We start from the raw sequence: 23,036 nt of genomic DNA, 5'->3' as shown, positions 1-23,036 counted from the left end.
ACCGGGAGGAATACCGGCCCGAACGTTTACCCAGACCCCCCGAATCCGCAAATTGAATAAGCAGGCGATCTCTTTCAAGACCGCCTGACGACAATACAAAGGCGCCCGGCTTGCCCGGCCGGGCGTCTTTTTTGCGCGCTTTTATAGGGGCATCATCCGCCGCAAACGGTCATAAAATGTGAAAACGGTTTATTGGTACTGTTTTCGGAGAAAAATTTTTAAGTTCCCTATTTACAGAACTGAAAAATCCTCCTATAATGGCGATAAGATTAATTCCTAGTTTACCAATGGGATATTAAGAATTTAGCATTCGGATGGGATGCAGCTAAAAAACGGGGAGGAACTATCATGAAAAAAAGAGCTTCATACGCGGTTAGTCTGATTTTGGCCGCTTCACTGGCCTTGTCGGCTTGCAGCAGCTCCGGGACACCCGGCGCATCGGAAGCGCCGAAAACGGACGACCAGGCCAAACAGCAGACGGGTGCGGATCAATTTATTGCCGCAACCGACAAATCCAAGTCGCCGGCCGCCGCTACCGCAAGGAAGGATACGGTCGTGGTTACGCTCACGGAACCCGGCGGGGTGTTCAATCCTTATTTCTATCACAACGGCTATGACGGCAATGTAACCTCGGTCATGTTCTCGCCGCTGGTCGACATCGACGAAACCGGTAAGCCGATCCCGGCTTTGGCCGAGAAATGGGACATCTCCCAGGATGGGCTGAAGTATACGTTCCATCTTAAAAAAGACCTGAAATTCAGCGACGGTTCCCCGCTGACCGCAGATGACGTAGCGTTCACCCTGAGCGTGCTCTACGACAAAGCTTACGACGGCGAAACGGATATTACGGAAACGGCCGTGAAAGGCGGCCAGGCTTATAAAGAGGGCAAAGCCTCCACAATCGAAGGCATCAAGGTTACCGATCCGCAAACGATCGAAATCACGACGGAGAAAGCTAACGCCAGAGCGCTTCAGCTGCTGGGCGGCCAGGTTCTTTCCAAAGCCTACTACGGCAAAAATTACACGCCGGGCAATCTCGAATACATAAAAACGCTTCATACCAAGCCGGTAGGAACGGGTCCTTACAAACTGGAGAAATTCATTCCGGGACAGGAAGTCCGCTTTATCGCGAACGAGCACTACTTCGGCGGCAAGCCGTCCGTGGAACATTTCATTTATAAAACGACCTCCGGCGACGCGACGCAATTCTTCCAGACCGGAGAAGTGGATTACAGCGCTTATCCGGCCAACGACGACAGCCTGGAGCTTCTCAAAGGTCTCGGCTACGCGAACGTAAACATTTATACTTCGACGGCTTACAGCTTTATCAAGTTCAACCACAGCAAGCCGATTTTTAAAGACAAAAACGTCCGTCAGGCGTTTATTTACGGCCTGGACCGCGACAAAATCGTCGCAGCCGCTTACCAGGGCTACGGCCAGGTAGCGAACGTACCGATTTCTCCCGCTTCCTGGGCTTATACCGAAGAAGGCGTCAATACATTCAAGTTCAATCAGGAAAAAGCGAAGAAGCTTCTCGACGATGCGGGCTGGAAACCGGGAGAGGGCGGCATCCGGGAGAAAGACGGCGCGAAGCTGGTTGTCCATTACTTCACGACGAAAGGCCCGCTCAGCGACGTGCTCGTACCGATTGCCAAAGAAAATTACAAGGACATCGGCATCCAGCTCGAAACGGAACTGATGGACTACAATGCCCTGCTCGCGAGAACAAGCAAAGGCGATCACGATCTGGCTTCCTTCTCGACCACGATGCTGCCCGATCCGTCCGACGGTGTCATCAGCTTCTACTCCAAGAACAAAAGCAGCTTCACCGATACGAACGGCTATGCGAATCCGAAAGTGGATGAGCTGATCGAGAAAGGAATCTCTTCCTTTGACATCGAGCAGAGAAAAGCGACTTATAAAGAGCTGTACAAGGAACTGTCCGACGATCCGCCGTTTATTCTGCTGACGTACCGGAAAATCATTTCCGCGCATAACGCGAGAATCGAAGGCTTCAAACCGAACGGCTACACGGGCATTTCCTCCAGCCTGCCTAAGCTGAAGATCGAGTAGTCTTTTCTATCCTATCAATAGCGGAAAGAGTCATGCCCAGCTTACAGGCTGGGCATCTTTCTTGGGAGGTACACAATGAAGTCTTACGTAATCAAACGATTGATTTATATGCTGATCACCCTGATCGGGGCATCCATGCTCATTTTTATGCTGTATGCGCTGACGCCCGGCGACTTCGTCGATTCCAATCCGAAGCTGTCCATGGAGCGCAAGATCGAGCTGAAAGAGCTGTACGGGCTGGATAAGCCGGTCGTCGAGCGTTATTTTATCTGGCTCGGCAATCTGCTGAAGGGTGATCTGGGCTTCTCGCTGCAGTACCAGCAGTCGGTGACCTCGCTGGTCGTCAGCTTTATCGGCAATTCCTTTCTGATCGCGTTCACCTCCATGATTTTCACGTGGCTGATCGCGATAGCGGTCGGGGTTTTCTCGGCTACGAAGCAGTATTCCTGGTTTGACGCCCTGATTACGTTTCTGGTCTTCGCCGCCATGTCGCTTCCGGCCTTCTTCGTGGGGCTGCTCATAATTAAGCTGCTCGCGGTCGACCTCGGCTGGTTTCCGCCCGGAGGCAAAACCACGACCGGCAGCACGTCGACCGGTCTGGCTTACGCGTGGGAGGTCGTTCGACATATGGCTCTGCCGGTTGCCGTATTGACGATGCTGAGCGTCGGCTCGCTGACCCGGTATTTCCGGACGAATCTGCTGGAGGTCATCAAGCAGGATTTTATCCGGACCGCAAGGGCCAAGGGGCTCAAGGAGAAGACGGTCGTCTACAAACACGCGCTGCGCAATGCGCTGCTGCCCGCCATCACCCTGCTCGGCTTCGAGATCCCTTCCTTGTTCGGAGGAGCGATCATCACGGAGAAAATCTTTAACTGGCCGGGGATCGGGCAGGTGTATATGCAAGCTTTTTCCGTACGGGATTATCCGGTCCTGATGGGGTTCACGATCTTTATCGCGACCTTGACCGTGATCAGCAACCTGATCGCCGATCTGCTCTACCGCGTGGCGGACCCGCGCGTAAGATTGAAATAGGAGGGCTCTTGCATGCCAGTCAGCGCTCAACATACGATAAACCCGGCCGCAGGACAGCCGTCGGCTCCTAAGTCTTCTTTGTGGAAACAGTCGTTTCTGAGGCTCAGGAAGAACAAGATGGCCATGCTCGGTCTGGGCGTTCTTATTTTTATATTTCTGCTCTGCTTCATCGGCCCGTTTTTCTCGCCGTACAGCTCCGGCAAAGTGGATGCCGGTCTGATTAAAGCGCCGCCAAGCCTGAAGCACTGGCTCGGTACGGACCAGTTGGGCCGCGACATTCTGACCCGGCTTATGCAGGCGGGCCGCATCTCGCTTACGGTCGGCCTCGCGTCCATGGTGCTGTCCGTCCTGATCGGATCGGTGCTCGGTATCCTCGCGGGCTTTTACCGGGGAGTAGTCGATCAAGTCATTATGCGCGTGGCCGATGTGCTGATGACGATTCCCGAACTGCCGATGCTGTTCATTATGGGCGCCGTCCTGTCGGAATGGAAAGTGCCGTCCGATTACCGGCTGTATATCGTTATGATCATGCTCAGTCTGGTGGGCTGGCCGGGACTCGCCCGGATGGTGCGCAGCCAGATTCTGGGCCTGCGCGAACGTGAATTCATCCAGGCCGCCGATGCCCTCGGCCTGAGGGACCGGCGCAAACTGTTTAACCATTTGCTGCCGAATACGGTTCCGCTGCTGATTGTCGTCGCGACGCTGCGGGTAGGCGGGGCCATCATCGGCGAGTCGACGCTGAGCTACTTCGGGCTTGGCGTCGTGCCTCCGACGGCCTCCTGGGGGAACATGATCGACGCGGCCAATTCGCTGATCGATTTCCAGAAGCGGCCGTGGCTGTGGGCGCCTCCGGGCTTCGCGATCTTTATCACGGTTATTGCCGTGAATTTGCTGGGTGACGGACTGAGAGACGCCATGGATCCGAAAATGAAAAGCAGGTGAGCGCAATGAACAAACCATTGCTTGAAATTAAACAAATGAGTACGCATTTCTTTACCGATGAAGGAACGGTGAAAGCCGTAGACAACGTCAGTCTGAGCCTGAAAGAAGGAGAGACGCTTTGCATCGTGGGAGAATCCGGCTGCGGCAAGAGCGTCACCGCCATGTCGCTGATGAGGCTCGTTCAGGAGCCGGGCGGGAAGACGGTCGCGGGGGAAGTCTGGTTCGACGACAAGGACCTGCTGAAGGCGGGCCCCAAAGACATCCGCCATCTGCGCGGCAATGAGATCGCGATGATCTTCCAGGAGCCGATGACGTCGCTCAACCCGGTGCTCACAGTAGGCGAGCAGATGATCGAGCCTATTATCGAGCACCAGCTCGTCTCCCGGAAGGAGGCGAAGAAGCAGGCGCTGGAGCTGATCGCGATGGTCGGCATCGCACGCGCCGAGTCCATCTACGACAGCTACCCGCACGAGCTGAGCGGCGGTATGCTGCAGCGCATCATGATCGCCATCGCGCTCTCCTGCAACCCGCGCCTGCTCGTCGCCGACGAACCGACGACGGCGCTCGATGTGACGATTCAGGCGCAGATTCTCGATCTGCTGCGCAAGATCAAGGAAGAACGTCGCACCTCGATCCTGCTGATCACGCACGATCTGGGGGTCGTGGCGGAGATGGCCGACCATGTCGTCGTCATGTACGCCGGTCAGGTCATCGAGGAATCTCCGGTGCTGGATCTGTTCCGCAATCCGAAGCATCCGTATACGCAGGGGCTTCTGCGGGCCAAGCCCGTCGTCAACCAGCGCAAGGAACGGCTGTACACGATACCGGGGCAGGTGCCGAAGCTGGTGGATCTGCAGGAATCGTGCTATTTCAGCGACCGCTGCGAGCACTGTATGGAAATCTGCCGCACGAAACAGCCTCCGATGATCGATACGGGCACAGGTCACAAAACGGCCTGCTGGTTATACGAGGAGGGAGTCCGGTGAGTACGAAACTGCTTGAAGTGAAAGGCTTGAAAAAATATTTCCCGGTTTCCGGCGGCTTTCTTAACCGGACGGTGAACCACGTCAAGGCGGTCGACGATATCAGCTTCACGATCAACAAGGGCGACGCCTTCGGCCTGGTCGGAGAATCCGGAAGCGGCAAAAGCACCACCGGCAGGGCCATCCTCCGTCTGACGGACAAAACCGCCGGTGAAGTGATCTACAAGGACCGCGATATCTTTTCGCTGTCCAAGCCGGAGATGCGCACGCTCCGCACCGACATGCAGATCATTTTCCAGGACCCGTACAGCTCCCTGAACCCCCGCATCCGGGTGGGGGACGCCATCGGGGAAGCGGTGCTTGACCACGGGCTTGCCTCCAAGGCGGAGATCCGGGAACGGGTGCTGGAGATCATGTCGGTATGCGGGCTGGCTCCGCATCATATCGACCGGTTTCCGCACGAGTTCTCGGGCGGGCAGAGACAGCGGATCGGTATTGCGAGGGCGCTTATTCTAAACCCGGATTTCATCGTCGCCGATGAACCGGTATCCGCCCTGGATGTGTCCATTCAGGCCCAGATTATTAATCTGTTCAGCGATTTGCGGGATCAGAAGGATCTGACTTATCTCTTTATTTCCCACGACCTCAGTGTCGTGGAGCATTTGTGCAACCGGATCGGCGTCATGTATCTCGGCTCGCTGATGGAGCTGGCTCCGCGCGACGAGCTGTTTGCGAATCCGTTTCACCCGTATACGCGGGCGCTGCTTTCGGCCATTCCGATTCCCGATCCGGAGATCCGCCGGGAGAGAATCGTGCTGACCGGAGATATTCCAAGCCCGGTAGACCCGCCCTCCGGCTGCAAATTCCATACCCGGTGTCCGTTCGCGAAGGCGGTATGCAAGGAGGCCGTTCCGGAATACCGCAATGTGGGGGGCGAGCATTATGTCGCTTGCCATTTGGTTTGACGCCATGTACACTTCTTCTAGCAGTCCGTATACTTGAGCGGAATTCGATTGGATTATCCGCCGGGTATCTCGTGCAAGCTGTCTGACCGCCCTCCTCTGAACGGAGCATACCGTACAGGCAACCAGACAGCTATAGCCTGGGTTCGAAGGGAAGCGTGAACAGCATTGGCCTATGAAGTTGAATTTTCGTTTCAGCCTGCGAACGAACTGATCGTCAGTCTGCATACGTATTTGTGCAAGATCTGGTATAAAAGAATCGATCTCGGCCCGGACTGGGCCCCCGAAATCCGTACGGGACTCACGGACGATTTCCGGCGGGAGCTCGATTCGACGGATTTATCGCCGGAGTGGCGGCTGATCTTTCTTTTCGCCTATTTGTCTCCCGAAAAGAAAAGCGTGCCCGGCTTCCTGCGGTGGCTTGAAGGCTTGTCCCTCGGGGATCTGTACGTTCTCCTGTCGCCATACATCCAGAACTTTCCCGCCGACATGCAGGCGGTGCGGGACAAGTTTGTCCATCTCCTGTCGGAGTGGAACAGCCAGTACTTCGCCAAGGTGGAGCCCGGCCTCGTAACCGCTCTCGAAGAGGACGCGGAGAAGAACCGCGCCCTCATCGGACGGATGCCTGCCGTAGAACTGGCGGAGCGGACGACAAGCGGCATGTATTTCGAGCCGGGAAGCAGCCTCGAGAAGGTCGTGTTGACCCCGCAGTTTCACTTTGTGCCGGGGAATGTGTTTTACAGCTTCGGGCCCGTTACGCTCTGCCAGTATCCGGCCAGTTTGCCCGGACACGACCACGAGGAAGGGCCGTCGCCGAAATTGTACCGGATGCTCCGCAGCCTGAGCGAGAAAAGCCGTCTGCGGATTCTCCGTTTTTTGCGCAGCGAACCCCATAGCTTTATCGAGGTGGTGCGTTACTTGGGCATATCCAAAGGGATTACCCACGAGCATCTGTTCAGCCTGCGGTGCGCGGGTCTGCTCAAAGCCCATGTGACGGGGGAAACCGTCACGGGTTACAGCCTGCGGACATCGGCCGTGGGCGAGCTGCAGGAGCTGCTGCTGGAGTACCTCGAAGACTAGCCGGAGCCGCCGAATGACGGGTGCGGTATGGGGCATAGAGCAAACGGGCTGCTTTGGAGCGAGCCGTTTGCCTTGGAGCCAACCGCGAACCAGGCCTGTAAAATGCGCCGCGAAAAGCCCGGAAGTCCAAATTAAAAGCAAAGAAGCCGAAGTTTCCTTTTAGGGAGTCTCGGCTTTTTTTGCTCTTTTCGGGGTCGTGGCTTCTTGTCGTGACCGGTAACCGGAGCCGGGCGGCACGAGGACACGGGCGTCAAGCTTCGCGCTTTCACGCGTCCGGCTCCCGAGTCTCCAACGGCAGCTCCACTAAGAAGACGGTGCCTTCGCCCGGCCGGCTTTCCACCGAAATCTTGCCGCCGTGCATCTCAATGATCTTCTGCACGATCGACAAGCCCAGCCCGCTTCCTCCGCCGGAGGCGGTTCTGGATTTGTCGGCTTTGTAGAAGCGCTCGAACACATGCTGCCGGTCTTCCTCCGTCAGCCCGATCCCGGTGTCGGCTACGGTCACGCGGGCACGGCCTTCCCGGGTGGAAAGCCCGATACGGATCGTACCGCCGTCCGGCGTAAATTTGATGGCGTTGGACAGGAGGTTGATCCACACCTGGCTCATCAGATCCCGGTCTCCCCGGAACGTTACCGGCTCCAGCTCGACCTCCATGTCGAGCTTCTGTTCCAGCCATTTCGGTTCGTTGGCCAGCACGACGCTGCGAAGCTGCTTATCGAGCCTGTACGCAACCTGTTCGAACGGGTGATGCTTCGATTCCAGCGATGTCAGCTTGAGCAGGTTGTCGCTGATTTTGGATAAGCGCTCGCTCTCCGTCTCGATAATGGTAATATAGCGCAGCCGTGCTTCCGCCGAGAGATTTTCCTGCTTGATCGCCTTGGCGAAGCCCTGGATAGAAGTCAGGGGAGACTGGATTTCGTGCGACACGTTGGAGATGAACTCCTGGCGCATTTTTTCCAGCGCTCCGAGCTCGGCCGCCATCAGATTGACATTGGATACGATGGTGCGGAGCCGGTCCTTCTCATCCATCGGCAAATCGATGCTGACGGAAAAATCCCCTTTGGCCATGCGGCGCATGGCGTCCTGGATCATATCCCAGACGAGCATGTGCTTTTTGCTCATTAAGGAAGAGATTGCGCCGACACAGCCGATGAAGAGAATGAAAACGACAGTGGCGAATACCGCCTGCTTCCAGTACGGGCCGGGTTCTGCGCCGAGCAGGGAATACAGGAAGGGCAAGGCGGTGTAAGCCGCGTAGGTGCAGAGCAGCATGATGGCCGCGGCGGCAAGCAGAATGAGAACGACCGTACGGGTCCGGGCGAGGAAGCTTTTCCTCATTCCGCCGTTTCCAGGCGATAGCCCAGCCCCCGTATCGTGCGGATTCTAAAGCCGCAGTCCTCCTCGGGAAACCGCTCCCGGAGCCGGCGGATATGCACGTCTACGGTTCGCTCGTCGCCCGCGTAATCGTAGCCCCAAATCTCCTCGATAAGCTGGTCGCGCGAGAAGGTTTTGCCCGGATAGCTTCCCAGTTTGAACAGCAGCTCGAATTCTTTCAAGGGCAGCGTCAGGCTCTCGTTATTCCATAGAAGCTCGTAGGTGCTGCGCCTCATGGTCACCGAGCCGACTTCCACCGCCTGCGAGACCGAAATCCGGTACCGTTTCAGCAGCGATTTTACCCGGACCACCAGCTCGGCCGGCTCGAACGGCTTGACGAGATAGTCGTCGGTCCCCAGATTGAAGCCTTTGACCTTCTGGCTCGTTTCGCCCTTGGCGGTCAGCATAAGCAGAGGAAGATCGCCGTAATGGGAACGGATTTCGCGGCAGAGCTGCCATCCGTCCATCTTCGGCATCATAATATCGAGAATGACCATGTCGATCTTGTTAGTTTCGAGCTTGGAGAGCGCGTCGATCCCGTCGACGGCCTCGAACACCTGAAGCCCCTCCGCCTGCAAAAAGATCAGCACAAGCTCCCGGATATGCGCGTCGTCGTCGACCACCAGAATGTTTGCCATCGGCTGTGCCTCCTTTTGAATAGACTTTTTATCCTTATGGTTTTAAGGGGATTTACGCTTCCTGAAGCCTCAGCTGCTGCGAAGCGAACTCCTTGTACATTGAGTGGGTCTGGAACAACTGCTCATGCGTGCCGCTTCCGGTAATATGTCCTTTTTCGATAAAAAGGATATTGTCGGCGTCCACGACGGTGGAGAGCCGGTGGGCGATGACGAGCGTCGTCCGGCCCTTCATCAGATTGTCCAGCGCTTTCTGGACGTAAATCTCGGACTGGCTGTCGAGACTCGATGTCGCTTCGTCCAGCATCAGAATCTGCGGGTCCCGGAGCAGGGCACGGGCGATGGCGATCCGCTGGCGCTGGCCGCCGGACAGCTTGATGCCCCGTTCGCCGACTTCGGTGTCGAATTTCTGCGGCAGTTCGGCGATGAATTCGCCCGCGTACGCCATTTCCACGACCTTGTTCAGCTCGGCGTCGGTCACCTCCCGGTCGACCCCGTAGCAGATATTATCGCGGATCGTTCCCGAGATCAGGGCGCTTTCCTGGGCGACGTAGCCGATATGGCTTCTCCAGGAATTCAGCGAGAACTGCTCGATCGGCGTGTCTCCCAGCGTAATGGCGCCGCCCGTCGGCTTATAGTAGCGCTCCAGCAGCGAGAACGTCGTCGTTTTGCCGCCGCCGCTCGGACCGACGATGGCCGTTACTTTGCCCGGCTCGATCGTAAAGTTCAGCCCGGTTAAAATGCGCTCGTCCCCGTAAGCGAAATCGACGTCCTTGACGTGAATCGGCCGGGAGACGTCTTTCAAAACCGCTCCGTCGTAAAGTTTCTCTTCGTCCTGCTTCAGGACGGACATCATTCTCTCCGTAGCGCCCATCGCTTTCTGAAGATGGGTAAAGAACATGGTCAGCTGGGTGACCGGAATAATGATCTGGATCAGATACAGAATGAAGGCGACCATATCACCCGCCGTCAGCGCTCCGGACGATACGCGGACGCCGCCGTATCCGATAATGGCGACAAGCACGGCCATCAGGACGAAGGAAATGAGCGGACTGATCAGCGCATGGATTTTCGCCTCGCGCAGGCCGAACTGGAACAGGTTGGTGATGCCCGTTTTTCCACGCTCGTATTCGATTTCCTCGGCATTGGACGCTTTGACCAGACGCGTTTCGGGCAGAACCTGGTTGAGCACCGCCGTAAACTTGGCGGTTTCTTCCTGCATACCGCGGGAAATGGTGAACATTTTTTTGCCGAGCAGCATGAGCACGACCATGGCCAGCGGCACCGCCAGCAGCATGACCAGCGTCATTTTCCAATCGAGGAAAAGCAGGATGATGATCGAGCCGATAATGGATAAAATGCCGGTGATACAGTTGGCGAGATGCTCCGTGATGACTTCTTTGACGACAGCGGTATCGTTCGTTACCCGGCTTAACATTTCGCCGGATTCATTCGTGTCGTAAAACGAGATCGGCAGGTGGAGCAGCTTCTTCCACAAACGGTCGCGCAAATTCGCCACCACATGATGACCGACCCGGTTAAGCAGGTAAATGGACAGGCCGCTGGCCACCGCCTGCAGAACGAATGCCAGCACAAGCAGGCCGATCTGCCACGGATCGAGCGATTGAATCGAGAAGCCGTCCACGAGCTTCTTCGTAAATAGGGGAACGATAAAGCCGACCCCGGTCGTTGCCACGCTCATTACGAGAGCGGCGATCAAAAGCAGCTTCGAAGGATGGGTATCCTGGATCATGCGGAGAAACAGCCGCCAGTTCCCCATTTGTTTCTTGTCTTGTATAGTTTCTTTCATCTCAAATGTTCTCCTCCCGCAAAACTGTGTGGCCACACAATCTTTTTCTGTGGTTTGTGTTCCATGCCGTAAATTTATCATGCATTTATGAACTCCATATTAACTGGGAATTGAATAGGGGACTCCTTCTCAACTACATGAAAGATTAAAACCCGGCTAACACGGGGCTAACAATAAGTCCATATACTGGTAATAACAAGTAAAAACACGTAATTCCATTAAAAAACCGGAAAATGATATGTTTTTTCTTGTTAAAAATGAAAAGAATAAAGGAGTGGAATTTATGTTTAACGTACTGAACGATTGGAAAAAAACGGTGAGCGCCGCCCTGCTTGCGGGCCTGCTTCTTCCGGCATCGCTTGCCGGAGCCGCCGCTTCGCCGGAGACGAATGCTGCGCCTTCCGTCGCCGGGAACGCCGCCGGAGGACCGGAAAGCAGCGTGGTACAGCATGACTCGTTGAAGCCGGAAGCCGGACAGGCTGCTCTTGAGGCGACGGCCAAGAAGAAGAAAGTTCTCGTGATCGGGCTGGACGGCACGCGTCCGGACGCTCTGCAAGCCGCCAACGCGGTCAATCTGGATGCGCTGGCCGCAAACGGCGCTTACAGTTGGACGACGAAGGCGAACTCCAACTATACGTGGAGTGCGACCGGCTGGTCCACCATCCATACGGGCGTCTGGTACCAGAAGCACGGCGTTAAGGACAACACGTGGGCGGGCAGCAAATTCGGCCAGTATCCTTCCCTGATGAAGCGCGCGGAGCTTTACAACCCGGCTCTGTCGACGGCGTCCATCGTACACTGGGGCCCGATCAACGATAAGCTGGTGGAAGGCATTGACTTGGAGAAAACCGTCGCTACCGATGCCGAAGTGGTTTCGGATACGGTAAATCTGCTGAAAACCGGTAATCCGGACTTTCTTTTCCTTCATTTCGACGACATAGATCACGCCGGTCATACGTACGGCTTTAGTCCGAAAGTGTCCCAGTACACAAAAGCGATCGAAGGCGTGGACGCCCAGATCGGCACCATTCTGGACGCGGTCAAAGCCCGCAGTACTTACGTCCAGGAAGACTGGCTCATTCTCGTCAGTACCGATCACGGAGGCAAGGGCACTTCCCACGGCGGCAGCAGCAGTGAAGAAACGACCATTTTCCTGATCGCGAGCGGAGAAAGCACCGTTAAAGGACAACTGACGGGAGCGACCTACCAGGCCGACGTTATGGTAACGGCTCTTAAACATCTCGGCGTGCCGATCAGCAGCAGCTGGAACCTGGACGGCCGCGCGGTCGGGCTGATCCAGTAAGAACGGCTCAAGCAGTGAAGTAAAGCGGCCGAAACCGCGATGAGGAACAAGATGTGGAAGCAAGGTCGGGGAGGAATCCCCGATCTTTTTTATGTCCGCGGACATCTGCTCAAAAAACGGAAAATTTATCATTTTCCACATCGGTACGGAGCGGACTAAGGACGTGACCGCTTAGACGCTAGCCGTTCGGACCGACCCCTTGAACGGCGGTCCGGGGCCTGTCCCTGCGGAGCGATCCCTTAACCGGAAGCTTGAGGCTTTCACACGTGGAATGAACGGCTGCGGCGGCTTGAGACGGCCAATGCGGCATCGTTCGGATGGCATCTCCGGGAGCGGGCCGCTTTCGGTTATATCACAACGACAACAAAGCGAATCCGATCCTTGTCCCAAGGTGACGTTTCGCTTATTTGTATCCTTTTTTTTGCGGGCAGAGGTATTCCCGGTATTTCTCAGGTCCTCCATCAAAAAAACGTAACAATTTTAGATTAAAATCGGAGTCGTAAAGGTACCTAATATATACACGAAGGAGGTCGGAGGGCGATGGGGGATCTCATCCTGGAGCTGGTGGACCAGTACGGATATACGTTTTTTTATGCGGCTCTGGCGCTGGGGCCTTTCGGCATTCCGGTACCCAATGAAGTGACCGTGATGACAGGCGGCGCTATCGGAGCCGAAGGGCTGCTTAATCCCTGGCTCGTTTATCTGTGTATTTTTCTGGGGCTGATCACGGCAGTTACGATCGGGTTTGTGATCGGCCGGGTATTCGGCAAACGTCTGATTAACCGGCTGCGCGGCAAGGAAAGATTCGCGAGGTATTTCGCGTCTTCCGAGCAGCTTCTCGATAAGTACGGCACGGCAGCGCTCTGCATCAGCTGTTTTATCCCGTGTGTCCGGTATATCGTGCCGATTTTTATGGGCGCATACGGCACACGCTATGCCAAATTCGCTCTGTACGCATATAGCGGAGCCTGGGTATGGACGCTCATTTTTTACGGAATCGGGCGGCAGTGGGGCTACAATTTGTCCCAGCTTCTGGTCGTTCCGGAAACGAAGCTTGTCCTCGTTATCGGCTGTGCCGCGGCGGTTTTATTCCTCTTCTGGAGAAACAGAGCGAAGAAGTCACAAACTTAGAACCGCCCGTGGAAGGGCGGCTTTTTTTGCATAGAAGCGAAGAATATCCAATTAGAAAAGAGGCCGGCATCTCAGCCGGCCGCCGTATCAGGACGAATTCTTCTGCCGGCTCAGCCCCAGTTTGACGACAAGGGGCTTGATCGTCAAGCCTTGGACAAGAAGGGAGAAGAGGACGATACTGAAAGTAAGGACGAGCACGTCGTCCCGCCCCGCGAAATCCTGCGGAAGACTTAAAGCGAGCGCGATGGACAAGCTTCCTTTTAACCCGCCCCAGTTCAGCACGCTTTTCCACGCCCTCGGGAAATCTTTCAGGAAGAAGACGCTCGCATAGAGGGCAATTGTTCTGCCGAGCAGAACGAGAATCACAGCCGCGGCAATCATGCCCCATTTATCGGCAAAATTTATGTTCCGGATTTCCAGCCCGATCATGAGGAAAATGAGCGAATTCGCAATGAGCGTGATGACATCCCAGAAGGAATGAATGTTCATGAAGGTCTTGTCCGACATGCCGATCTTGGCTCCGTAGCTCCCGAAAATGAGCCCGGCAACAACGACCGCGATTACTCCGGACACGTGGAAATGCTCCGCGATGAAGTAACTTCCGAAGAAAAGCAGCATGGAGAAGGCGATTTCCAGGGGATAGTCGTCGTAAAAACGGATGAGCTGGGAGAAAACGAAGCCCATCAAGGCACCTACCGCTATGCCGCCGAGTGCAAATTGAAGGAACAGAAGCAGACCGTTCCCCGCTCCGGCCCAGCCCATTTCGATGTAGGACAGCAGGTACACCGAAGAAATCTGAAACAGTACAACGGCAATCCCGTCGTTAAACAGCGACTCTCCTTCGATGATGGTCACGACCTGTTTAGGAACTCCCAGGGACTTGAAAATGGAGATGACGCTTATCGGGTCCGTTGCGCTCATTAATGCGCCAAAGGTAAAAGCCACGACGAGAGGCAGTCCGAGCAGGTAATAAGAAGCGAAGGCGATCAGCAGAAAGGACAGCAGGGTACCGCCGAAGGCCAGTGCGAGAACGGGCTTGCTTTGTTCTTTTAAATGGGAGAAGGGCAGCTTGAGCGTTGCGTCCCCCAGGAGAATCGGCAGAAACAGGGAAATGATAATCGCCTGAAACACATGGGATTGTGTAATGAAGGATTCGGCCGCTTCCAGGAAGGGTACGCGGATAAGTCCGAGCAGCAGCCCTGTCAGGACGAGCGCGATGGAGTAAGGCTGGTTTACTTTTTTGGCGACGGCAATAACGGCCATGGAAACTGCGAGAAGAACAAGAATTTGGATAAAGATTTCGTTAAAATGGTGCATAATCCGCCTCACTTTCCGTTTTGATCAGTATTCCCTAATATTACCCGGTTGCCGTTAAAGTGTATAAATTTTTTTGCGGATTCGTCTTGACCCTCCTCTTGGAGGAGCCTTTAGACTTTGAATGGAAAGGAGGAATACCATGCTCGGCGACAAGCTCTTGACCGTCAAAGAAACCGCGCGGGTGTCGGGTGTAACGGTAAAGACCCTGCATCATTACCACAAAATCGGTCTTCTTCCGCCCCGGAAGATCAGTGAAGCGGGCTACCGGCTGTACGGGATGGAGGAGCTTCAGCGCTTGCAGGAGATTTTGTTTTACCGGGAACTGGATGTACCGCTGGAAAAAATCGGGAGGGTGCTGGAAGAAAAACCGCAGCGGACAGCTGTTTTATCGGAGCAGGAGGAGCTTCTTACGGCGCGGAAGGTGAGGCTGGAACAGCTTCTCCGGACGCTGCGGCAGTCCATCCGGTACGCCTCGGAGGGAGAAAGAATGGAAATGGCAGACATGTTCAAGGGATTCGGCAGAGAAGAGGAATGGAAAGAGGCGCTGACGGAGCAGAACGAGTATTTGAAAGAAACGTACGGGTACGATCTTCTGGAGAAAGAAACGATCGACGTGGAGGCATTGAACGAACAGGCTGCGGAGGCAAAGCGGTTTACGGACGGGATGGCCGGCGCCCTCAAAAACGGAGTGAAGTTCGATCACGAAGACGTGCGGACGCTGCTCCGGGACCATCTGGATTTCCTGAACAAAGCGGGGCACGCATTCGGACCCCAAGACTACGTCAACCAGGCGAAGTTTTTTATGGAAGACGATTTTCACCGTCAGATGCTGGAGAGCCAGCAGACCGGTTTGGCTTATTATTTGCGCGCCGCCGCCGAATCATGGGCAGCTGCGCAATAACGGCGCAATGGATTGCGGACAACCGCCGGGCGTATGTTGCCCGGCGGTTTTTTGCGGTATAATTAGTTTCTTGGCCGGCGGCATGCGACCGGCGCTTATTAGCCGCTTTAAACACATCATTACCCGGAAAGGGGGAGAACCGGTGGCTTTTGGAGTGAAAAGAGAGGAACTGCAGCGCTGGAAAGCGGCGGTTTCCCGGGGAGACATCGCTTACCTGACGCATTACTGGCTGGAACCGCGCTTTCCCGGAATCACGACGGTCACGAAAGTCGGCTGTTCTGACCTCGGCCGCTTGTCCGACTGGTGCATCTCCCACGGGCTGAATCCCCGGTACATTCATAACCGGGCCCCGTTTCCGCATTTTGACCTGATCGGCCCCAAGCAGAAAGAAATCTTACGGAAAGAAGGCATTCACGATCAGTTGGAGCGGTTTAGGCTCCTTGATTAAAGCGATATACCCGCAGTCTTAACCTCTCCGCATTAACGCTTCTAAAAGCTTTGCGACACTGATGTTCTCAAGCTCCTCCGCAACCCGGTCCGCTTCGGTTCTTTTACGGATCGAGCCCTCCAGTACGATACTCGTTTTGGATACTTTGCTCTCGGCTACAATTTCGTCCATACTGGTAAAGAGAAACCCTTTTGTCAGAAAAAGGTGTTCGGCGGTATTCAGGGCTTTCTCCCGGTTGGAAGTTCGTTTAGTCGTTTTCATACTAGTACTGTATAGTACTAAAAATGGACTGGTCAGTCATTACTCTCGGAAAGAAGGGGAAAAGATGAGTCTTGCGGAAGCGCTGGGCTGCCGCCCGGACGAAAAACTGCTTATCGTCAATGCGGACGATTACGGCATGTGTCATGCCGCGAACGAGGGAATCGCGCAGCTTCTGACCGAAGGGGCGGTCTCGTCGGCGACCGTCATGATGCCGTGCGGCTGGGCGAAAGAAGCCGCGGATTGGGCGGCGGCCCATCCCCAGACGGATGTGGGCGTCCATCTGACGTTTACGAGCGAATGGTCCCCTTACAAATGGGGGCCGGTTACCCGGCATGGAAGCGTAGCGTCGCTCGTCACGCAGGAAGGTTACTTCCCTGCGGATTCCGCGTCATTCGAGCGCAGAGCCGACCCCGAAGAGGTGCGGACGGAAATCGTGAGCCAGATCGAGCTGGCGATGCGGATGGGCGTTATGCCGACTCATCTGGACAATCACATGGGAAGTTTGTACGGCCTCGGCACCGGCCGCGATTTTCTCGGCATCGTGTTTGACATTTGCGCGGCCTACGGGCTGCCTTTCCGGATTCCCCGGTACGTGGATATGGGACTGGAGGTGCCGGCCGAAGCGGCCAAGATGGCCCGGCTGCGCGCGGCCCAGGCCGACGCCAAAGGCGTGGTGATTCCGGATTATTTGCTGGGTCTTTCTTTTCATACGGAAAAAGGGGAGACCTACGAGAGCTTCCGGGGGACCGTCATACGGCTTTTGAGGGCTCTTAAGCCCGGGGTCTCGGAGTTCATCCTACATCCGGCTCTGCCCGCCGAGGAATTGAAAGCGATCAACCCTCATTGGCAAAAGCGCGAGTGGGAATTCCGTCTTTTCCGCGATTCCGAAATAAAAGGAGTGCTTGCCGTCGAAGGAATCCGTCTCATCGGCTGGTCGGAGCTTCAAAGATTGCAGAGGTCGTCCCGTTAAAAAAATCCCCCTATCCGGGGGACGGCCACTGCTGGACCGATATTTCCCGCTGAAGAGGGGGAACCGTTTATGTGTTCACCGTCGTCGTTACGGTCAGGTTCGGCGTCGAAGCGGAAGCGGACGTCGTGCCGGTATAATCGTGAATTTCCACGATAACGGGCGTTCCGGGAAGCAGCGCGGCCGTAGTGATGACAAGATTTGTCGCGGACAGCGTAGAGAGGCCTCCTTCCTGCAGCACTCCGTTCGCATACAGGTTATAGTAACCGCCCGCCGGCGGAACGGGGAGCGCGCCTGCGGCCAAGGCAGTGCCGGAATCGTCCCGGAAGCTTGTGTCCGGAATCGTCGTCGTGCCTGCGCCCGCGTCGATCATCGGCGCGGTCACGACCGCATCGAACCGTCTGACGTTGTCGTCCACGGCCGTCGTGGTCGTCGTGGTGACGGTTCCCGTAATGACGCTGCTCGCCGCAACGAACAGTTTGATTAAAGATGGGGGCATGCGTGATCACCTCTTTGCTTGTTTACCTTACCTTATGCGGTGAACGGCAGGTTGTCGCGGTCTTTCGCCCCCGGCATCCGCGGGAGTGCTTTCCCAAAATCGTGACGAATTGCAGCATGATCGGCACGCCTTTTTCCGGCAATTCAGGCGAGCGGAGTTTCAGTTTCCCCCGGCTTACCCGGTAGACGCTGGACGGCTGGAGAACCGCGTTTACGAACAGGTTCATGTAGGACACGGTGCGGGGATCCGGTATTCGTACCCGGCCGTAGGAGGGGTCCTGGTCGCGGTTTCTGTAAATGCGCCGGATTCCGTCGGAAAACGTGACAAAAACGGCCGTTTTTGCCTTAAGAACGCGCAGGGAGCCCGAATGTTTCGTTTTGCGGATCCGTTTCTTCCGTTTTAGCCGCACCGCGCCCGCCTCCTTCCTCAGAGGAAAACTCTTCTTCCTGTTTATATATGCAAAGGGGAGGCCGCCGTAAACCGGGCGTCTGCCGGGCCGCGAGCCGCCGTCGTGCAGCGGGCTGACTTTTGCAGCGCTAAAAGAAGGCCGGTCAAGGTCATAAAGTGTTGAAAGGAGGAACCACGATGAAAGCTGGATGGGCTGCGCTCTTGATTCTCCTTTTGCTGACGGGATGTCAAGACGGCAGGGAAGTCCAGGTCCCGCGGGAACAAAGTTTGGCCAAAAGCTATCTGGAGGACAAAGGCTACCGCATTTTGTCTTACGAGGGCGAAGTCCAAAGCTACGAGCTGACGAAGGATATACTCAATCAATTGCCCGGGATGATGTACTGGGGCCTTCAAACCGTAGATCCGGAACGGTATTTGGGTAAAACGATCCGTGTCCGGAAATTCGTCGTCAAGGGACATCCTCTTTCCAAAGGAAAGGTCGACGTTTATGTGTACGAGACGGAAGGGCAGCCGTTCGGCGGGACCTCGTTTCCTCAGGATCAATACGGATCGGCCGGCGGAGGCTGGTCGCTGGACGGTAAAACGCTGGAAGAAGTCCATTCCGTTTCTTATCCGGATTGGAGTGAGGCGTGGCGGGAGAAATACGGCAATTAAGAGGGGGCGGAAAAATGGACGCGTCATTTCTGGAACGCGATACTGTTACGGTAGCGAAAGAACTGCTCGGATGCGAGCTCGTCCGGCAGACAGAGGCGGGGCTTATTCGTGTGGCGATTACGGAAACGGAAGCCTACAAAGGCTCCGACGATCCGGCCAGCCATGCCAGCCGGGCCGTCACTCCGCGCAACCGGCTTATGTTCGGAGAGGTCGGCCGGTTGTACGTGTACCTCATCTACGGGATGCACCTGTGCATCAACGTCGTGGCCCACGAGCCCGGCGGAGTGGGCGCGGTGCTGCTGCGTGCGGCCAGGCCCCTCGAGGGGCTGGAGCTGATCCGCGGAAACCGCGGGGGCGCCCCGGACCGGAACCTGCTGAACGGTCCCGGCAAGCTGGCGCAGGGCCTCGGGATCACCCGGGAGCAGAACGGCTGCGATCTGCTTGCGGAACCGCCGCAAGGACTGGCGCTGGAGCCCGGAGCCCCTCCTGCGGGCCCGATTCTCGTCACGCCGCGGATCGGCATCACCAAGGCGGTGGACTATCCGTGGCGTTTTGTCGCCGAATAACACCCGGTGAAGACTTGGATGGAGGGGCGAAGGAAGCACGGCTGCTTCACACGAATTCTTACAGCGAAGCCCTGCTTTACCCGTATACCCGGCAAGCATATTTCCGCGAATACGCACCGAAATCTATAGAGCCCGTCCCGAACAAGCGGAGGCGGGTTGTTTTGCGTAGGCGCCAAAATATGTAAAGTCCTTTGGAAACTAGGAAAGCCGGCTAAATTTGACTTTCGGTTCCCCGCCATTTACCATTTAGATAAGTGAAATGTTTCGTGTTTAAATATTTCACTATGAAACTAATTTTCGTACGCCGTATCCGATTGAACCCTTGTTCCTTTTTGTCCCCCTCTCTAGAGTTTCCGTTTCAAGGGGGAACGCTTAATTCGAAAGGACGTCGTGTTATGCCGGTGGAACCGCGTATTGCTATGATGCTTAAACAGATGAATTCACACCCGCTGCCGTCTTTGGAGGACCTGAAGCCGGAGGATCTCCGCAAAGGTACGGGGAATGCGGCCCTCACCTTCGGGGTGGAGGAGGTCAAACGGGTGGAGGACCGGAAGCTTCCGCTGAAGGGGCGGGATATTCCCGTCCGGATTTATACGCCTGAAGGTCAGGGGCCGTGGCCGGCGTTCGTTTTTTTTCACGGGGGCGGCTTTGTAGTTGGAGATTTGGAATCGCATGACTCCATCTGCCGGAACTTGGCGAACTCGGTTCATGCCCGGGTGATTTCCGTGGATTACCGCCTAGCTCCGGAAAACAAGTTCCCGGCGGCGGTGGACGACGCTTACGATGCCCTTCAATGGATCGCTTCCCATCCGGACGAGTTCGGCATCGATCCCGAACGAATCGCCGTCGGCGGCGACAGCGCCGGAGGAACGCTCGCGGCCGTAAGCTGCATCAAGTTGAAGGAAGCGGGCGGACCGGAGATCGTTTACCAGCTGCTATGTTATCCTGCTGCAGGTTTTCTCGAGGAGGACCCGGCATCGCTGCGCGAGAACAAGGAAGGGTACCTGCTGACCGCGGGAATGATGGAATGGTTTTCGAAGCAGTATTTGAACACGGAGGAAGAAGCGAGCAATCCGTATGCTTACCCCATCCACCATAAAGATCTAAGCGGGCTGCCGCCCGCGATGATCGTGACTGCCCAGTACGACCCGCTGCGGGACAGCGGCAAGGCATATGCGGACAAGCTTATCCAGGCGGGAGTCGAAGTGGTGTACAAGAATTACGAGACCCTGATTCACGGCTTCGCCAACTTTCATAAATTCGTTCCCGCAGTGCAGGAAGCGCTGGATGAAATGGCCTCGCAGCTGCGGCTTGCCTTGGGCACGGACAATCGGTAGCAAGATAGGAAGACAACAAGCGGAAGCAGACCGGTAAAGTCCGGCTGGTTCATTCTTGATCCCGTTCGGGAGAGCGAGTCGCTCTCTTTAACCCTTATTTGGAGGCGGTATAATCAATGAATACGCTCTTTTCGCCCGATTTTTTGAGAAATCCTTATCCTCTGTACGCCCAGCTTCGCCAAAATCAGCCGGTCATGTTTATGGAACCGCTCGGGATCTGGTCCGTTTTCGATTATGAACACGTCAAGCAGGTGCTTTTCGACCATGCCCAATTTTCTTCCGAGCATCGCCCGAAGTTTGAGGGAGGGACGGAGCAGGAGAGCCGGGAAGCCGGATTCAGCCTCATTACGATGGACCCGCCCCGGCATACCCAATTGCGGACCCTGGTGAGCAAGGCGTTCACGCCCAAGGCGGTCGCGGCATTGGAATCACGTATTGCCGCGATTACTCACGAGCTGCTCGATCAAGTTTCCGAAACGGGACGCATCGATTTGATCCGCGATTTCTCATATCCGCTTCCCGTCATTGTCATCGCGGAGATGCTCGGCATCCCGAGCGAGGACCGCGAGCAGTTCAAGCACTGGTCGGATGAGGTTGTCGCGTCGGCCGACTCCGTCGTCGGAGCGACGAATAGCGAATCCCAGCAAGCGCAAGAGGAAATGAACGCTTATTTCCGTAAAATCATCGCCCTCCGCCGCGAAGAGCCCCGCAACGATCTGATCAGCGCGCTGCTTGCCGCCGAGGAGTCCAACACGCATTTGTCCGAAGGCGATATTCTCTCCTTCTGCGCGCTTCTGCTGGTGGCCGGCAACGAAACGACAACGAACCTGATCGGCAACGCCGTGCTGTCGCTGCTGGAGAGCCCGGACCAGCTGGCGAAGCTGCGCGCTCGGCCGGAGCTTCTGCCGTCCGCGATCGAGGAGGTGCTGCGCTACCGGTCGCCGCTGCAGGCGATGTTCCGCACCGCCGCGCGGGACGTGGAGATCGGCGGCCAGGTCATCCCGGCCGGCAGCCGTGTCGTGGCCTGGATGGGCTCGGCGAACCGCGACGCCGCCAAATTCGCCGATGCCGACAAGTTCGATATCGCGCGCGAATCGAACCCGCACATCGCCTTCGGCCACGGCATGCACTTCTGCCTCGGCGCTCCGCTGGCCCGCCTGGAAGCGCGTGTAGCGCTTCAGGCTATCCTGGGGCGCCTGCCGGATCTGGCCCGGGCGGATCAAGATCCGCTGACGCCCGCCCGCGGGTTTATCGTCCACGGCGTGAGCAGCCTGCCGCTCACGTTTACGCCGACGAAGCGGCTGGGCTAGTCCGGCCGAAGGCCGTATCGGAGCCGGCCTGCCGGGTTGACCACCGTCATGTGACGCCGAGCAGCCCGGACGGACTCGCTTCCCAGCGCGCGCGAATTCGGACGCGCGTTACGGCCCCGCACGGCGTTCGGTAAGCCGGGACCGTTCATACCCGGCTGGCCGCTTGCGTGCTTGTCCGCACTGACGGCCGCCCGGCTGGCCCGGCCTACGTCACGGCCTGATCGCAACGGCCGAAATCGAGCAGCAGCCCAAACGACGCAAAAAAAGCCCAGACCTCAAGGTCTCGGCTTTTTTTGGCTGATTCTAATGAAACGGGACGGTGTTAACCCAGGGCGTTATGGTTGTGGTTTGTAAGCACAGGAAGCATCTTGACTTGCTTAACCATTTCGGATTTGCAAATCGGACAGAGAGGGACTTGATTAAACGAGAAATTTTCCCGCATCCAGCATACGCAGCTTTCTTGGCTGCACGCCCAAACGGTAATCTCTTCTTCTGGAACAGGTTCCATGTTCTTCTTGGAATAATGCATAGTGACCCTCCTTCAGATAGTCGGCCTTCTCTATAGTCTACGCAAGACCGTATAGGTTATAGAAGTTCATGAAAAAGAACTGCCTGATCCTAGGAAAGGCAGTTCCTTCTATAAGTTTGTGTAGTTGCTTAAAGTTTTACAACGTTCTCGGCTTGTGGACCACGGTTGCCTTGAGCGATGTCGAATTGGACGCGTTGGCCTTCGTCAAGGGACTTGAAGCCATCGCCTTGGATCGCGGAGAAATGGACGAAAACGTCTTTGCCGCCTTCAACTTCAATGAAGCCGAAACCTTTCTCTGCGTTAAACCACTTAACTGTTCCTGTTTCCATGCTTGTAAAACCTCCCGGAAATTTAAAGATTTACCCATATCCTTTTAGGAAAAAAGTTCACACATTACAAAGTGCACCCATTCCGTGATATCCTTTGTAATATGTGAACTAAGAACTAAAAATATACGAATAATTCATTTTACCATATATTTTCCTCTATAGCAACTTTAGGGGGACCCAAATG

24 protein-coding genes are annotated in these 23,036 nt (G+C 55.9%); 15 read left to right on the top strand and 9 right to left on the bottom strand.

Going from position 1 to position 23,036, the window contains the following annotated elements; all coding sequences use genetic code 11:
• Positions 1–348 precede the first annotated feature (348 nt).
• From ACI48J_RS24210 to ACI48J_RS24185, 6 genes are all read left to right on the top strand, one after another.
• Entirely contained in the window at positions 349–2,073 is a 1,725-nt protein-coding gene (locus tag ACI48J_RS24210; RefSeq protein WP_405080599.1) for an ABC transporter substrate-binding protein, read from the top strand.
• A 75-nt stretch (positions 2,074–2,148) separates the two neighbouring features.
• Positions 2,149–3,105: an ABC transporter permease gene (locus tag ACI48J_RS24205; protein ID WP_405080597.1), complete on the top strand. Its 957-nt coding sequence runs from the start codon at positions 2,149–2,151 to the stop codon at positions 3,103–3,105.
• Positions 3,106–3,117: 12 nt separating this feature from the next.
• On the top strand, positions 3,118–4,047 hold the full coding sequence (opp4C, locus tag ACI48J_RS24200; protein WP_326052236.1) for an oligopeptide ABC transporter permease: 930 nt from the start codon (positions 3,118–3,120) through the stop codon (positions 4,045–4,047).
• Between the two features lie 5 nt (positions 4,048–4,052).
• A complete protein-coding gene (locus ACI48J_RS24195) occupies positions 4,053–5,033 on the top strand; it encodes an ABC transporter ATP-binding protein (RefSeq protein WP_326052237.1) in 981 nt (326 codons plus the stop codon).
• Positions 5,030–5,995, top strand: a complete 966-nt coding sequence (locus ACI48J_RS24190) for an ABC transporter ATP-binding protein (protein ID WP_405080595.1) — start codon at positions 5,030–5,032, stop codon at positions 5,993–5,995. Before ACI48J_RS24195 ends, ACI48J_RS24190 begins: the two co-directional genes overlap by 4 nt.
• A gap of 165 nt (positions 5,996–6,160) precedes the next feature.
• Positions 6,161–7,072, top strand: a complete 912-nt coding sequence (locus tag ACI48J_RS24185) for a winged helix-turn-helix domain-containing protein (RefSeq protein ID WP_405080594.1) — start codon at positions 6,161–6,163, stop codon at positions 7,070–7,072.
• A 265-nt stretch (positions 7,073–7,337) separates the two neighbouring features.
• Here the strand turns inward: ACI48J_RS24185 and ACI48J_RS24180 are convergent, their stop codons facing one another.
• The 3 genes from ACI48J_RS24180 to ACI48J_RS24170 are packed head-to-tail and all read right to left on the bottom strand — an operon-like array spanning position 7,338 to position 10,892.
• A complete protein-coding gene (locus ACI48J_RS24180; protein WP_405080592.1) occupies positions 7,338–8,411 on the bottom strand; it encodes an ATP-binding protein in 1,074 nt (357 codons plus the stop codon).
• Positions 8,408–9,085 (bottom strand): response regulator transcription factor, encoded by a 678-nt coding sequence (locus ACI48J_RS24175; RefSeq protein ID WP_326052242.1) that lies wholly within the window; start codon positions 9,083–9,085, stop codon positions 8,408–8,410. The genes ACI48J_RS24180 and ACI48J_RS24175 overlap by 4 nt, the downstream gene beginning before the upstream one ends.
• Before the next feature lie 52 nt (positions 9,086–9,137).
• Positions 9,138–10,892: an ABC transporter ATP-binding protein gene (locus tag ACI48J_RS24170; protein WP_405080590.1), complete on the bottom strand. Its 1,755-nt coding sequence runs from the start codon at positions 10,890–10,892 to the stop codon at positions 9,138–9,140.
• 283 nt (positions 10,893–11,175) lie between these two features.
• On the opposite strand from ACI48J_RS24170, the gene ACI48J_RS24165 reads away from it, so the two are divergent.
• Both ACI48J_RS24165 and ACI48J_RS24160 read left to right on the top strand, forming a co-directional pair.
• Positions 11,176–12,195, top strand: a complete 1,020-nt coding sequence (locus ACI48J_RS24165) for an alkaline phosphatase family protein (protein WP_405080589.1) — start codon at positions 11,176–11,178, stop codon at positions 12,193–12,195.
• A gap of 540 nt (positions 12,196–12,735) precedes the next feature.
• Entirely contained in the window at positions 12,736–13,326 is a 591-nt protein-coding gene (locus ACI48J_RS24160; RefSeq protein ID WP_405080588.1) for a DedA family protein, read from the top strand.
• An 87-nt stretch (positions 13,327–13,413) separates the two neighbouring features.
• Here ACI48J_RS24160 and ACI48J_RS24155 read toward each other — a convergent pair whose 3' ends face one another.
• A complete protein-coding gene (locus ACI48J_RS24155) occupies positions 13,414–14,643 on the bottom strand; it encodes a cation:proton antiporter (protein ID WP_405080587.1) in 1,230 nt (409 codons plus the stop codon).
• Between the two features lie 139 nt (positions 14,644–14,782).
• Between ACI48J_RS24155 and ACI48J_RS24150 the strand changes: the two genes are divergently transcribed.
• Both ACI48J_RS24150 and ACI48J_RS24145 read left to right on the top strand, forming a co-directional pair.
• On the top strand, positions 14,783–15,544 hold the full coding sequence (locus tag ACI48J_RS24150; RefSeq protein ID WP_405080586.1) for a MerR family transcriptional regulator: 762 nt from the start codon (positions 14,783–14,785) through the stop codon (positions 15,542–15,544).
• 142 nt (positions 15,545–15,686) lie between these two features.
• On the top strand, positions 15,687–15,992 hold the full coding sequence (locus ACI48J_RS24145; RefSeq protein WP_326052248.1) for a hypothetical protein: 306 nt from the start codon (positions 15,687–15,689) through the stop codon (positions 15,990–15,992).
• Between the two features lie 18 nt (positions 15,993–16,010).
• On the opposite strand, the gene ACI48J_RS24140 is transcribed toward ACI48J_RS24145, so the two are convergent.
• Positions 16,011–16,253, bottom strand: coding sequence for a TetR/AcrR family transcriptional regulator (locus ACI48J_RS24140; protein WP_405080584.1), 243 nt, complete (start codon positions 16,251–16,253; stop codon positions 16,011–16,013).
• 64 nt (positions 16,254–16,317) lie between these two features.
• Between ACI48J_RS24140 and ACI48J_RS24135 the strand changes: the two genes are divergently transcribed.
• On the top strand, positions 16,318–17,223 hold the full coding sequence (locus tag ACI48J_RS24135) for a polysaccharide deacetylase family protein (RefSeq protein ID WP_405080583.1): 906 nt from the start codon (positions 16,318–16,320) through the stop codon (positions 17,221–17,223).
• A gap of 67 nt (positions 17,224–17,290) precedes the next feature.
• Here the strand turns inward: ACI48J_RS24135 and ACI48J_RS24130 are convergent, their stop codons facing one another.
• Positions 17,291–17,719 (bottom strand): DUF4183 domain-containing protein, encoded by a 429-nt coding sequence (locus tag ACI48J_RS24130; protein ID WP_405080582.1) that lies wholly within the window; start codon positions 17,717–17,719, stop codon positions 17,291–17,293.
• A 22-nt stretch (positions 17,720–17,741) separates the two neighbouring features.
• Positions 17,742–18,128, bottom strand: a complete 387-nt coding sequence (locus tag ACI48J_RS24125) for a DUF4183 domain-containing protein (protein WP_326052251.1) — start codon at positions 18,126–18,128, stop codon at positions 17,742–17,744.
• Between the two features lie 176 nt (positions 18,129–18,304).
• Between ACI48J_RS24125 and ACI48J_RS24120 the strand changes: the two genes are divergently transcribed.
• The 4 genes from ACI48J_RS24120 (at position 18,305) to ACI48J_RS24105 (ending at position 21,994) form a co-directional block, all read left to right on the top strand.
• Complete coding sequence (locus ACI48J_RS24120) at positions 18,305–18,781, top strand: hypothetical protein (RefSeq protein WP_405080580.1); 477 nt, start codon at positions 18,305–18,307, stop codon at positions 18,779–18,781.
• A 14-nt stretch (positions 18,782–18,795) separates the two neighbouring features.
• Complete coding sequence (locus ACI48J_RS24115; RefSeq protein ID WP_405080578.1) at positions 18,796–19,347, top strand: DNA-3-methyladenine glycosylase; 552 nt, start codon at positions 18,796–18,798, stop codon at positions 19,345–19,347.
• A 395-nt stretch (positions 19,348–19,742) separates the two neighbouring features.
• Positions 19,743–20,684, top strand: coding sequence for an alpha/beta hydrolase (locus ACI48J_RS24110; RefSeq protein ID WP_405080577.1), 942 nt, complete (start codon positions 19,743–19,745; stop codon positions 20,682–20,684).
• A 116-nt stretch (positions 20,685–20,800) separates the two neighbouring features.
• The gene (locus ACI48J_RS24105) at positions 20,801–21,994 is read left to right on the top strand and encodes a cytochrome P450 (protein ID WP_405080575.1); all 1,194 of its coding nucleotides are present in this window, start codon (positions 20,801–20,803) and stop codon (positions 21,992–21,994) included.
• A gap of 322 nt (positions 21,995–22,316) precedes the next feature.
• On the opposite strand, the gene ACI48J_RS24100 is transcribed toward ACI48J_RS24105, so the two are convergent.
• On the bottom strand, positions 22,317–22,523 hold the full coding sequence (locus tag ACI48J_RS24100; protein ID WP_009674668.1) for a cold-shock protein: 207 nt from the start codon (positions 22,521–22,523) through the stop codon (positions 22,317–22,319).
• A gap of 128 nt (positions 22,524–22,651) precedes the next feature.
• Positions 22,652–22,852 (bottom strand): cold-shock protein, encoded by a 201-nt coding sequence (locus tag ACI48J_RS24095; RefSeq protein ID WP_016423801.1) that lies wholly within the window; start codon positions 22,850–22,852, stop codon positions 22,652–22,654.
• Positions 22,853–23,036: the final 184 nt, after the last annotated feature.

Source organism: Paenibacillus chitinolyticus (assembly GCF_045038035.1).
GTDB classification, from domain to species: Bacteria; Bacillota; Bacilli; order Paenibacillales; family NBRC-103111; genus Paenibacillus_F; species Paenibacillus_F chitinolyticus_A.
The sequence above is the reverse complement of the archived record's forward strand: the minus strand, read 5'-3'. Positions and strand labels throughout refer to the sequence as shown.